At 66.9% G+C, this 12,122-nt stretch carries 13 protein-coding genes; all 13 read left to right on the top strand.

Annotation, left to right across the window (positions count from 1 at the left end; genetic code table 11):
* The first annotated feature begins 21 nt into the window (after nt 1–21).
* The 13 genes from ACG02S_RS01725 to ACG02S_RS01665 all read left to right on the top strand — a co-directional run bounded on the left by ACG02S_RS01725 (nt 22) and on the right by ACG02S_RS01665 (nt 12,118).
* The gene (locus tag ACG02S_RS01725; RefSeq protein WP_394468713.1) at nt 22–846 is read left to right on the top strand and encodes an OmpA family protein; all 825 of its coding nucleotides are present in this window, start codon (nt 22–24) and stop codon (nt 844–846) included.
* Nucleotides 847–870: 24 nt separating this feature from the next.
* The gene (locus ACG02S_RS01720; protein WP_394468712.1) at nt 871–2,310 is read left to right on the top strand and encodes a pilus assembly protein TadG-related protein; all 1,440 of its coding nucleotides are present in this window, start codon (nt 871–873) and stop codon (nt 2,308–2,310) included.
* Complete coding sequence (locus ACG02S_RS01715; protein ID WP_394468711.1) at nt 2,310–3,173, top strand: hypothetical protein; 864 nt, start codon at nt 2,310–2,312, stop codon at nt 3,171–3,173. The genes ACG02S_RS01720 and ACG02S_RS01715 overlap by 1 nt, the downstream gene beginning before the upstream one ends.
* Nucleotides 3,170–3,967, top strand: coding sequence for a TadE family protein (locus tag ACG02S_RS01710; RefSeq protein ID WP_394468710.1), 798 nt, complete (start codon nt 3,170–3,172; stop codon nt 3,965–3,967). Before ACG02S_RS01715 ends, ACG02S_RS01710 begins: the two co-directional genes overlap by 4 nt.
* A gap of 135 nt (nt 3,968–4,102) precedes the next feature.
* On the top strand, nt 4,103–4,684 hold the full coding sequence (locus ACG02S_RS01705) for a hypothetical protein (RefSeq protein WP_394468709.1): 582 nt from the start codon (nt 4,103–4,105) through the stop codon (nt 4,682–4,684).
* Entirely contained in the window at nt 4,681–4,857 is a 177-nt protein-coding gene (locus ACG02S_RS01700) for a hypothetical protein (RefSeq protein ID WP_394468708.1), read from the top strand. The genes ACG02S_RS01705 and ACG02S_RS01700 overlap by 4 nt, the downstream gene beginning before the upstream one ends.
* A complete protein-coding gene (gene cpaB / locus ACG02S_RS01695; protein ID WP_394468707.1) occupies nt 4,854–5,816 on the top strand; it encodes a Flp pilus assembly protein CpaB in 963 nt (320 codons plus the stop codon). Before ACG02S_RS01700 ends, cpaB begins: the two co-directional genes overlap by 4 nt.
* A 50-nt stretch (nt 5,817–5,866) precedes the next feature.
* Nucleotides 5,867–7,363, top strand: coding sequence for a type II and III secretion system protein family protein (locus ACG02S_RS01690; protein ID WP_394468706.1), 1,497 nt, complete (start codon nt 5,867–5,869; stop codon nt 7,361–7,363).
* Nucleotides 7,363–9,069 carry a TadA family conjugal transfer-associated ATPase gene (locus tag ACG02S_RS01685; protein ID WP_394468705.1) on the top strand — a complete coding sequence of 569 codons (1,707 nt, stop codon included), beginning with the start codon at nt 7,363–7,365 and terminating at the stop codon, nt 9,067–9,069. Before ACG02S_RS01690 ends, ACG02S_RS01685 begins: the two co-directional genes overlap by 1 nt.
* The gene (locus ACG02S_RS01680; RefSeq protein WP_394468704.1) at nt 9,066–9,917 is read left to right on the top strand and encodes a type II secretion system F family protein; all 852 of its coding nucleotides are present in this window, start codon (nt 9,066–9,068) and stop codon (nt 9,915–9,917) included. Before ACG02S_RS01685 ends, ACG02S_RS01680 begins: the two co-directional genes overlap by 4 nt.
* Nucleotides 9,918–9,990: 73 nt before the next feature.
* Complete coding sequence (locus tag ACG02S_RS01675; protein ID WP_394468703.1) at nt 9,991–10,851, top strand: type II secretion system F family protein; 861 nt, start codon at nt 9,991–9,993, stop codon at nt 10,849–10,851.
* Complete coding sequence (locus ACG02S_RS01670) at nt 10,848–11,189, top strand: DUF192 domain-containing protein (RefSeq protein ID WP_394468702.1); 342 nt, start codon at nt 10,848–10,850, stop codon at nt 11,187–11,189. Before ACG02S_RS01675 ends, ACG02S_RS01670 begins: the two co-directional genes overlap by 4 nt.
* 203 nt (nt 11,190–11,392) lie before the next feature.
* Nucleotides 11,393–12,118, top strand: coding sequence for a TorF family putative porin (locus tag ACG02S_RS01665; protein ID WP_394468701.1), 726 nt, complete (start codon nt 11,393–11,395; stop codon nt 12,116–12,118).
* Nucleotides 12,119–12,122 lie beyond the last annotated feature (4 nt).

The raw sequence follows: 12,122 nt of genomic DNA, 5'->3' as shown, positions 1-12,122 counted from the left end.
TATCCATGCCAGGCCTGATCCATGACAAAAATATTAAACCTCTGTTTTTTGTTTGCCGTCTCTGGCGCTCAGGCGTTTGGCGTTGCGCCCATCCAGGGTTATGAAGTCGGCAGTCACAAGATAACCGACTACGCAGATATTGATTTGCCGGTGAGTTGCGCCCAACCAAGCTGCCAACTCAAGGCGCACATCGCCAACGGGCGTTTCCGGATCGACGGCAAGGTCGAGAAGCTGCAGATGCTGCACCGCAGCGGCAGCAAGGTGTCGCCTCAGCAGGTGGCGCGGGAATACACCGCCAGCCTCACGAAGGTGGGCGGCAAATTGCTCAATCGGGAGTCCGGCGAAAACGGCGCCTTTGTATTCAAGGTGCCCGACGGCGCCGGCCACGTATGGGTCGTACTGGACGACAACTTCGCCGGTTACCACACCCTCTACCTCGTCACGCCACAGACGCGGGCGAGCACGGTGTCCGTGCAGGCCAGCGAATTAGCCGCGTCTCTGCGCAGCGATGGCCTGGCCACGCTCTACATCAACTTCGACACCGGTCGCTCGGAACTCAAGGCTGCGGTGGAGCCGACCATCGACGAGACGGTCACTTTGCTCAAGCAGCAACCCACGCTGCGCGTGTCGGTCGAGGGCCACACGGACAACCAAGGCGATGCGGCGGCCAACCGCCAGCTGTCGCTGGATCGCGCCCGCGCCATCGTGGCCGCGCTGGAGGCCCGAGGCATTGCCAAGGGCCGGCTCGCAGCCAAAGGTCACGGACAGGACGCTCCCATCGCCGACAACCGCAAGGAAGACGGCCGCGCCAAGAACCGCCGGGTCGAACTGGTCCAGCTGACCTGACACTTCCACCACACGCAGGCCATGATGGAAAAACACCTTCCGCGCCGACACCGCCACCGTGGCCAGGCCGCGATCTGGCTGTTGGGATCGTTGGCCGCCAGCGCGGCAGTCATGTATGCGGTGTTCAACACCGGTCAGGTCATCGTCGGCAAGCAACGCGCGGTGAACGCAGCCGATGCCTCCGCGCTGGCAGGGGCCACAGCGGAGGCCAGGTTGCTGAACCTGATGGCCTACGCCAATCGCGGTGTGGTGGCCAACGAAGTGTTCCTTGCACAGCTACTGTCACTGGAAAGCTGGGTGCAGTACCTGGAGAAAACATCCGGGCGCCTGGAGATGGTGCTGAACATCGCCAGCCTCATCCCCGGCGTCGGCGCAGCCGCGCAGGCAGCCGCCAAGGTGATGGACAAGGTGGAGATGGTCGCGGGGAAGGCCAAGACAGGCTTGCACAAAGGCATCGATGTCTACATTCCGGCGCTGGAACTGGTGAAGTCAGGGCTGCGCGGTGCTCAGACAGCGATCAACAAGGGTGGCGGACTGCTCGCTGAGGACGCCGCACGCAATATTGTCAAGGCCAACAAGACTGACTTCAACAGCCGCAAGGATGCCGGTGTGGTCATTGCCGACAGCGGGCTGATCAAGGAAGCGACTTTCGTCAAGAACAACGCGGCTTGGATGAAGTTCACGGCGTTGTATGAAAACGGGGACCGTGGGGATGGCAAGTACATCCTGGAACAGTCACTGGACAGGTTCTCGGCCTACCGCCCGGGTCAGCCCTGGTTGCGGTTGAACGGCGGCATTGCGGGCCTCTACAAGGACGGAGGCTCCAAGCTGAAGAACTTTGATCGCTGGGAGTCGGAGGACACGCTGGAGCTATGGCGTCTGGGTTGGTGCAAATATAAGCCCTGCAAAAAGTACGAGGCTGTCGGTTGGGGGCGAGCAAACGCTGACAAAAGCGGCAGTGCAGGCGACCGCTGGGATCCACATCGTGACGCTCAGGACAATGCGCAAGATGATGGCGGCAGGCACAGGAAATGGTCCGGCGTGCCGGCGTTGTACGACGTCGCTGACAAGAAGAAGACCAGTCGTGAAGAACTGGGTTTGGACTTCATCGTTGCGGTCGCACGCCCGGGCGGCAACGACTTCACGACGACGTCGCTGTCCATGGACACCGTCAACAGCAAGTCAGTGACGGGGTCGGCCCATGTGCCACTGAAGCAGGAAGCCGCACAGAACGCTGCATTCGCGAAGGCGCGGGTCTTCTTTGAACGGCCACGTCGGGGGCTGACGAACGACTTCACTGCCTCCGGCTTGTGGAGGCCCGATGGCGCCAAGGAATACGGTTCGCTCTACAGCCCCTACTGGCAGGCGCGGTTGCGCGACCTGACAGCCGGCGAGAAAGGCGCACTGCTGACAGCGATGGGCATCTCGCCCGATAAGGCGCTCTACACGCCAGGAGGACAGTGATGCGAGCCCTGCTCCCTTTATTGCTGTGTTGCGCCGCGTTGGCCGGCTGCAGCGATGGCTCGACCGCGGCACCGGCAAAGGACGGCACGAGCCTTCGCATCGTCATGCGCATGCACCCCGATCCACAGCGGATGCGTGAAGAACTGGCAAGCCGGCTGGGAGTCTGCCAGCTCGAACAGCGCGCTAAGGGCCAGCCAGATGCAGCGCCGACGCTGCCGAACCCGTCCGAAATCGCCAAGTGGGTCACGCGCGAGACCGAGGTGCTCTACGCCGGAAACCAGCGCGCTGAGTACGCTACCGACATCATGGTCTGGCCCAACGCCGACAAGGGTTGCCAGTGGACGTTCTACAAATCGGTCACGGCCGAGACCCAGACGCTGTGCGCCGACTCGTATGGCGGTTCGGCCAATGCCGAGCCCAGCGGAGGTGCCGCTGCCCAAGCGCCACGTTTCACTGAAGACAGCACCCGCAACCCCCAGCGCTGCTTGGCCGACTCATCGAAGAAGCTGCGCGACCCTGACTTGTCCAAGGGCAGCACGCCCGGCGGGCAGCCCTGCCTGTGGAACAGCGACAAAGTCGTCAATGGCGAGCCCGTCACGCCCGGCCAGCATTTCTGCGTGCACCCGCGCGCCTACGACGGCAGCCTGCCGGAGTTCAGGGGCGAGTCGACACCGACACTGCGCTACCTGCGCATCCTGCCACCTGGCGTCTCGGCGAACGCACCGCCCGAGGTAGACGCTGACCGCATGGAGGCTGAGGTCATCGAGGAAGGCAAACCCATTGCCGATGACCGCTTCAGCCGCCGCGCCATCGAGGCTTTCATCAAGCAGCCGTTGATCGTGCCAGCCGGAGGCTCGCGATGACTTCAACGACCCGGACACCCCGCCAACGCGGCCAGGCAATGGCCGAGTTCATCATCGCCTTGGCCGTGCTAGTGCCGATGTACCTGGCCGTTAGCTACCTGGGCCGCTACGGCGATCTGCAGCAGCGCGCCCAGCAGGCCAGTCGTTATGCCTCCTTCCAGCGGGCTGCACAGCCCGATGCCAAGCAGCTCAGCGATGCCACCATCGCTGACCAGATGCGGGCGCGTTACTTTCTGACCCATGATGCGCTGTCCAAGGATGGCCAGTTGCGCAGCGACGACAGCGTCGCCAAGTTCAAGGACGACAAGGGCCAGCCCGCCTTGTGGCGCGACCTGGCCGGCAAGGCATTGCTGAAAAGCCCGTCGCAGGTGACGCTTAGCTGGAGCAACGCCAGCATCGGCGTCGCCAATGAGAAGGTGGGCTATGTGTCCGGGCTGGTCGGCAAGCCCATCGCGGATGGCCGCTTGGCGATGGTGGAGCTGAACCTCTTCAATCGGCTTGATCTGGCGAGCAACAAGCCGGCTGACCTGAAGATCGGCGCGGCGACGGCTGCGCTCGGGGGTGGCCTGGGCAGCAGCGGCTCGGCAGACACGGCGGCTGCGGCGGCCAAGGTCAACCTGTCGAGCCGCATCATCCCCAACTTCGTCGAGCAAGTTCTGGGCTTGGCCATCAAGCTGTTCGAGAGAGACGCGCCTGACTTCGGCTGCATCAAACCCGATGTCGTCGCCGCTGACCCCAGCAGCGGGACGACGCGCCTTGATGGCGCGCCCAACAACAGCACCTGCCTGAAATAGGAGGCTGGCATGCAACGGGCAGCAAAGGTGGCACGAGCCGTCTGCGGGGCGTGCTTGCTCACAGCGGTGGGCGGGGTGCAGTCCGCCAATGCGTGGCTATCGCTGAGCATCCCCCCACGCACCGAGTCAACCTGGGTGTTGCGCGATGCCCGGGTCAATGGCTTGCCCGTACAGGTGCTGGAACTGCGCTCCGAGTTGCCGACCGAAGAACTGCTGGCCTATTTCAAGCGCGACTGGCGCCGCTACAGCAGCGTGGCGCCGCTGGAGACCGAGCAGCAGCACTGGCGCAAGCTGACGCTGCAGCAGGGCCCAGTACAGGTCGTCGTACAGATCGAACGGGACGGCCGCAGCGGAGGCAGCCGCGCTCTGCTCAGCCAGATGAATTTCCGCGACGTGCAGCGTGACTACATTCCGCGCGACCTGCCGTCGCTGGCGCCGCTGCATGTCACGCAGGTCTCGGACACGCGTGACGGTCCGAAGCGCAGCAGGCTCGTGCAGATGGGCGGCGACGCCAGCTTCGAGATCACCCAACAGCGCCTGCGCCAGTACTGGAGCCGCGCCGGCTGGCGAGCGGTGTTCGAGCGCAGTGCCAATGAACAGCGCCAGTGGCTGGCCAGCTTCGACAGAGGTCCGGCCAGCGTCGACATCGTCCTCACCCAGGCCGGCCCACGCGAGCCCCTGGCGCTGACCATCAACCTGCTGGAAGTCGAACCATGAAAGTCCCGCATCCCGAGCATGGCCAGGCCGCCATCGAGTACCTGGTCGTGGCCACCGGCCTCGTGCTGGCGCTGTTCGTCGTCGAGTTCGGCGGCCGCACCGGCGCGCAGTACGTGGCCGAAGCCGTGCGCGTTTTCTTCCAGAACCTCACCTACTTCCTGTCGCTGCCGTGAACCTCCCCCGCATCAACGCGAACTGGCTGCTGCTCCTCGTCGCCCTGCTGCTCGGCGGCGGTGCCGCCTTCCTCGGCAACCGCATGGTCCAGCGCCACATGCAGGCGCTGGACGAGGAGGCCCGACGCGCCAACCAGCCCATCCCCGTCGTCGTCGCCAAGCGCGACCTGCTGCCTGGCGACTCGCTGACAGGCGAAAACTTTGCCGTGCGCCAAGTGCCGCGCGAGTTCGTCAACGCCGATACGCTCACGCCGGACACTTTCGATCAGATGGAACACCAGCGTTTGGCCGTGGCCATGAAGCGCGGCGACATGCTGCTGCCGGCGCATGCCGACGGCCAGGGCGCCACCGTGTTCTCAGCCACGCTGAAGAACGGCCGCCGTGCGATGACCTTCGAGGTCGACACCGTCAACAGCGTCTCCGGCATGCTGCGGCCTGGCGATCGCATCGACCTGATGTTGACGCAGCGGCCCGCCGGCGACGGCGCGGAGGAGATCACCCGCACGTTGCTGGCCAACATGGTGGTGCTGGCCACCGACCAGAACCTGAAGCGCCGCGACGAGCAGACCGGCCAGGAGCGCAGCTTCAGCACGGTGACGTTGGACCTGTCGCCGCAGGACGCGCAACGCCTCATCGTCGCCAAGCAGTCCGGCCGCCTGACGGCGCTGCTGCGCCACCCCGACGACCAGTTGCCCAACCCGACGCGGGCGCTGACGGCGGCGGGGCTGTTCGAGGGCCGGCGCGCCACCGGCGTAGTGGGCGAGGCCATGCACGTCGAGTACATCGTCGGCGGTGGTGGCGGGCCGGCCTCCATCCAGAAGCAGGTGATGGATGCGTTGACCCGCCCTGCCCCCCCGGCCGCAGTGGCCCAGGCTCCTGCGCCCGCTGCCGCGCCCAAGCCCGCCCCCGCCGTAGCGCCGTCTTTCGGTCCTGTCAACAAGGGCGCCGCCCTGCCTTGAAGCCTTGCCGCAACGCCTTCGTGCAGCGGCCCTCTCTGGAGAAGTGATTCGTGCGCCCTCGTGATCTCCGTCTATGGACGTTCGGCCTCACCCTCGGCCTGACGGCACAGCTCGCCGCCCATGCGCAGCAGGCAGCGCCTGCCGTGCCAGGCGCCGCGCTGCCGCCGCGGGGCGGCAGCGTGCAGGAAGTGACGGCGCCGGCCGGCGCGGAGCGCGGCCCGGCCGCGCCGCGTGCGCCGGCCGCCGCGCCCAGGCTGGAGGTGGGCCCGCTGCAGACCGTGGCGGTGGGCGACGTCACCACCATGCGCTACCCCGGCGTGAGCCGGATCGCACTGGGCAACGGCGCCCTGGTGCGGGCGACCGTGGTGGACGATCGTGAGATCGTCTTGATCGGCGAGGCGGCGGGTCGCACCACGCTGCACGTGTGGCTGCGCAATGGGCGTCAGGTCACGCATGCGGTGGATGTGGTTGCGGCGCTGCCCGGCCGCGTGAACGCCGAGCTGCAGGCCATGCTCAACGGCTTCCCCGGCGTGAAGGCGCGCCAGATCGGCGACCGCCTGGTGCTGGAAGGACGCCACCAGGACCGCGAGAGCGCCCTCAAGCTGCAGCGGTTGGCTGAGAACTTTCCGCAGATTCTCAGCCTGGTGCCCGACCAGCCCGCCGACGTCGACCCGCTGCAGCTGGAGCGCATGATCCAGTTTGACCTGCGCGTCATCGAGGTCAAGCGCTCGGCGCTGGAACAGCTCGGCATCAAGTGGGCGAGCAACGCCAACGGGCCCACCTTCGCGAGCAACTCGCTGGCCTATGCCAACACACCGTGGCGGCCGCCCGAGGTGGCGGGCTACCCGCCGGTCAACACGGCCAACCCCATCCGCAGCTTCCTAGGCCTGGCGACGACCATCACGTCGGCGCTGCAGTTCCTGGAGCAACGGGGCGACGCCTGGACGCTGGCCGAGCCACGCCTGAGCTGCCGCAGCGGCGGCTCCGCCACCTTCCTGGCCGGCGGCGAGATTCCCATCCCGGTGCCGCAGGGCAACGGCGCGATCGGCGTGCAGTACAAAGAGTACGGCGTGCGGCTGGAGTTCAAGCCGCAGGCCGACCCGCTGGAGAACGTCGACAGCTCGCTGATGGTCGAGGTGAGCCAGCCCGACACGCGCAACAGCAATGGCGGCTTCATCGCGTTCACCACCAACCGCAGCCAGACCCAGGTGCGGCTGAAGGCCGGCGAGCCGCTGGTCATCGCCGGCCTGCTGCGCAGCCGCTCCGAGCGCAGCGACAGCGCGGTGCCCGGCCTGGGCCGGCTGCCATTGATCGGGGCGCTGTTCGGCGCCAAGGAGATGACCACCGAGAAGACCGAGCTGTTCATCATCGCCACGCCGCGTGTTCTGGAGCCGGGCGCAACCGACCCCGCCGTCGAGCAGAGCCGCACGCTGACGGAGCAGCAGAACGAGCGTGTCGAGCGCGAGCTGAAGACGCCGCAGTTCCGCATGGGCGTGCCCACCCAGCCGCCGACCCAGACACCGGCTGACGTGCAGGAGCAGCGCTGATGCTGCGCGTGCAACTCGACGCGCAGGGCAACGGCCGCGAGCTGTCGCTGGCCGGGCCGCGATGCATCGTCGGCAAGGACGCCGGCTGCGACATCGTGATCCCGGGCTGGAAGGTCAGCCGCCGCCATGCCGAAGTCTTCGTCGCCAGCGACCGCGTCTACATCCGCGACCTGGATTCCACCTTCGGCACCTTCGTCAACGAGGAGCGCGTCAGCGGCGCGACGGTCGTGCAGGCTGGCGACCGAGTCCGCATCGGCGGCCACGGGCTGGAGGTGGCATGGTCAGGCGGCAATGGTGAGAGCGAGGGCGAGTTGCCTGCCGAAGCACCGGTCGCGCCCAGGGTCGCAGCCGTGCCCGCAGCACCCGCAGCGAAGCCGCAGGCCGCCCCCCCTGCTGAGCCGCCGACGGCCCAGGCCGATGCCACCTACCGCTACCGCCGCCTGCTGCACGAGCGCCTGCTGGAAGCCTTCGACGTGCGCCGCACCGACACGCACCGCATGGCCGACGCCGATCTTCGCGAGCTGACCGAGCGGCTCATCATCGAGCAGATGGCCAAGCTGGCCGACGAGCTGCCCGAATGGCTGGAGCGGCGCACGCTGCTGGAGCAGGTGCGCGACGAGGCCATCGGCCTTGGGCCGCTGGAGCCGCTGCTGGCCGACCCGACCGTTACCGAAATCATGGTCAACCGCTGCGACGAGGTGTTCGTCGAGCGCGCTGGGCAGTTGCAACGCTGGCCGGTCAACTTCACCAGCGACCGCGCGGTACAAGGCATCATCGAGCGCATCGTCGCGCCCATCGGGCGTCGCATCGACGAAAGCTCGCCGATGGTGGACGCGCGGCTCAAGGACGGCTCGCGCGTCAATGCGGTCATCCCGCCGCTGGCGCTGAAGGGCCCGTCCATCACCATCCGCAAGTTCAGCAAGCGCAAGCTCGACTCGAGCGATCTGCTGAAGTTCGCGTCGGCCAGCCCGGCCATGATCGAGTTCCTGCGCGTGTGCGTGGTGCATCAGAAGAACATGCTGATCTCGGGCGGCACCGGCTCGGGCAAGACGACGCTGCTGAACATCCTCAGCAACTTCATCCCCGACGACGAACGCATCGTCACCATCGAGGACGCGGCCGAGCTGCAACTGCATCACAGCAACGTCGTGTCCTTGGAGGCGCGGCCTGCCAACGTCGAAGGCAAGGGCGCCGTGCCCATCCGCGAGCTGGTGAAGAACTCGCTGCGCATGCGGCCCGATCGCATCGTCGTTGGCGAATGCCGCGGCGGCGAGGCGCTGGACATGCTGCAGGCCATGAACACGGGCCACGACGGCTCGCTGACCACCGCCCACGCCAACAGCCCGCGCGACATGCTGGCGCGCCTGGAGGTGATGGTGCTGATGGCCGGCATGGACCTGCCGGTGACGGCCATTCGCGAGCAGATCGCGTCGGCGGTGGACATCGTCGTGCAGCAGACACGATTTGCCTGCGGCACTCGCAAGGTCACCTCCATCACCGAGGTCACCGGGGTGGAGAGCGGCAAGATCCAACTGCAGGAGGTGTTCGCCTTCGTGCAGACCGGGCGCGACGCCAATGGCAAGACCATCGGCAAGTTCGTCGGCCGCGGCGCAGTGCCGGAGTTCTACGAGGAACTGGCCGCCGTCGGGATACCGTTGAAGATGGACATCTTCGACGACGTGCAGCTGTCCGGGGTGCGCGCATGAACGCCAGCGCGCTGGATCAGGCACTGCTGGTGGGTCTGGTGCTGGGCGCAGTGCTGCTGCTGGCCCTTTGGACCCGCTCCGCATTCGTCGGTTGGCGGCGCCGTTTCACGGAGACGGCCCGCGTGTCGCTGGCCGACATGTTCGTCTTCATCGATCCGGCGGCGCTGTTCAAGCTCAACTTCGCCGCCTTTGTGGCACTGCCGCTGGCGGCCTGGCTGTTGACGCAGTCGGCCTTCCTGGCGGTGTTGGCCGCCGTGGCGGGCGCCGTGACGCCGCGCGTGACCTGGGCCGTGCTGCGCCGGCGGCGCATGGACCGGCTGGTGGTGCAGCTGCCCGACGGCCTGACCATGATGGCCGGCGCCATGCGGGCCGGCGCCGGCCTGCAGGCGGCGCTGGAGCTGGTCGTCAAGGAGAACCCGGCGCCGCTGTCGCAGGAATTCTCGGTGCTGCTGCGCGAGCAGCGGCTGGGCCTGCCGCTGGAGGAATCGCTGCGCGGCCTGGGCGAGCGGCTGAAGATCGAGGATGTCAGCCTCTTCGTCTCGGCGCTGACCATTGCCAAGGAAGTGGGCGGCAATCTCTCGGAGATCCTGGAGCGGCTGGCTAGCACGCTGCGCGCCAAGGCGGTCATGGAGGGCAAGATCAAGGCGCTGACCTCGCAGGGCAAGCTGCAGGGCATCGTCGTGGGCCTGCTGCCGGTGTTCCTGGCCGGCGTGCTCTACGCGATGGACCCCGTAGCCATGGCGCCGCTGTTCAACACCTACTACGGCTGGGGCACGATGACCGTCATCGCCGTGCTGCTGCTGCTGGGGGGTGTCTTCATCCGCAAGATCGTGAGCATCGACGTATGAGTGCCGTGGCCGCCCGCACCCCGCAGGCTCCCGTTCACCCGACAGTGCAGGCCGCGGGCCGAAGGAGACACCCGTGACCTGGCTGTTCTTACTCTGCGCTGCGGGCTGCGTCAGCCTGCTGATCTACGCGGTGCTGCAGCTGTACCGCCAGCTGGGCCGCTCGGAAACCGTTTACCGCGACCGTCCGCCGCGCGGCTTCGAGCTGCTGTGGCCGCTGGTGAACATCATGGCCAACAGCTTCGGCAGCTTCATGAGCGAGGCACGGCGCGCGGCCCTGCTGGCGCGGCTCAAGCGGGCCGGCCAGGAATACTCGCTGACACCCGAACAGTTTCTTGGCGGCAAGTTGGTCAGCGCCATCGGCTTCGCGCTGGTAGGCCTGGTGCTCGCGAGCGAGTCGGCCAAGATGGTCGGCGTGGTGCTGGGGGCGCTGCTGGGCTTCATGTACCCCGACATCTGGCTTCGCGACCACACGCTCAAGCGCAACCTGCTGATCCTGAAGTCGCTGCCTTTTTTCTTGGACATCGTGACACTGTCCGTCGAGGCGGGCATGAACCTCAGCGGCGCGCTGCAAAAGGCGGTGGACCGCTGCCCGCCCGGGCCGTTGCTGGTGGAAGTCAACCGCGTGCTTCGCGACGTCCGCGGCGGCAAGCCGCGCGTGGAGGCGCTGCGCGCCATGGCCGACCGGCTCGACTATTCGCCGGTGTCCAGCCTGGTCAGCGCACTGGTGCAGGGCGAACTGATGGGCTCCAGCCTCGGGCCGGTGCTGCGCGCGCAGAGTGACCAGCGCCGCACCGAGCGCTTCCTGCGCGCTGAGAAACTGGCGATGGAGGCGCCGGTCAAGATGCTGGGGCCGCTGATCATGTTCATCTTTCCCTGCACCTTCATCGTGCTGGGCTTTCCCATCGTCATGAAGTTCATGGCGTCGGGCCTTTGACCCCCCTGCCGCTGCTCGTCGAGGGGCGTCCCGCCGGCGTGCGTGTGGGCCTGGCCGACCGGTGGCACCAACGCGCCCGCGGGCTGCTGGGCGTGCGCCGTCTGGACGACCCCGCCGGCCTGTGGATCACGCCGTGCAACTCGGTACACATGCTGGGCATGCGCATCGCGCTGGACGTGGCCTTTGTCGACCGCAGCGGTGTCATTCTCAAGCTGGTGCCGCACCTGGCGCCCTGGCGGTTCGCCGCCTGCACGAAGGCCCACGCGACAGTGGAACTGCGCGTCGGGCTGATCGCCCAGTTCGGCCTGCGGGCCGGCCAGCGGCTCACGCTGGGCTGACCCCGACGGCGGGAACCCGCCGCACACCAACGCTCGGCACCAACCCGAGGCATTCCTGCGCCATGTTTGTGCACCCCGAGGGCTGCCGCCCGGGCTGAGGGCGCGGGCGGTCCAGTTTCGTGCGCCCCGTGGCGGGCAGTCGTTGGCACGGAAGCTGCAATGAAGCGGCGGACCACACCCCCAACTTGAAATAGGAGCCCGCCATGAAGTTTTCCTCTTCGCTGATCGTCCTGGCACTGTCCGCGGCGCTGCCGGCCTTCGCCCAGGAGGCGACGCCGGATCCGCTGTCGTTCAATGTCGGCGTCGTCAGCGAATACCGCTACCGCGGCATCTCCCAGACGCGCCTGAAGCCGGCCGTGCAGGGCGGCATCGACTATGCGCTGCCGAACGGCTTCTACATCGGCACTTGGGCGTCGACGATCAAGTGGATCAAGGACGGCGGCGGCGACTCCGAGGCCGAAGTCGACGTCTACGGTGGCTACAAGGCCGAAGTGGCTCCCGGCCTGACGATGGACGTGGGCCTGCTGCAGTACTACTACCCCAGCCACAAGCTTGCCGTCAGCCCGAACACGCTTGAGGTCTACGGCGCGCTGACGTACGGCCCCGTCACCGCCAAGTACTCGCACAGCACCACCAACCTGTTCGGCTTCGCCGACAGCAAGAACTCGAGTTATTTCGATGTGTCGGCCAGCTTCGACCTCGGTGACGGCCTGATGCTGTCGCCCCACGTCGGCCACCAGACGGTCAAGCGCAACGCGGCCGCCTCGTACACCGACTACTCGCTGACGCTGTCAAAGGACTTCTCCGGCTTCCTGGTCAGCGGCGCCGTCATCGGCACCGACGCGGACAAGACGGCCTACGCCAACCCGGTCAACGGCAAGTTCATGGGCAAGACCATGCTGGTCGTGGGTGTGAAGAAGACTTTCTAAGAGA

The sequence above is a fragment of the Pelomonas dachongensis genome, from assembly GCF_043555865.1.
In the GTDB taxonomy this organism is placed as follows: Bacteria; Pseudomonadota; Gammaproteobacteria; order Burkholderiales; family Burkholderiaceae_C; genus Pelomonas; species Pelomonas dachongensis.
The sequence above is the reverse complement of the archived record's forward strand: the minus strand, read 5'-3'. Positions and strand labels throughout refer to the sequence as shown.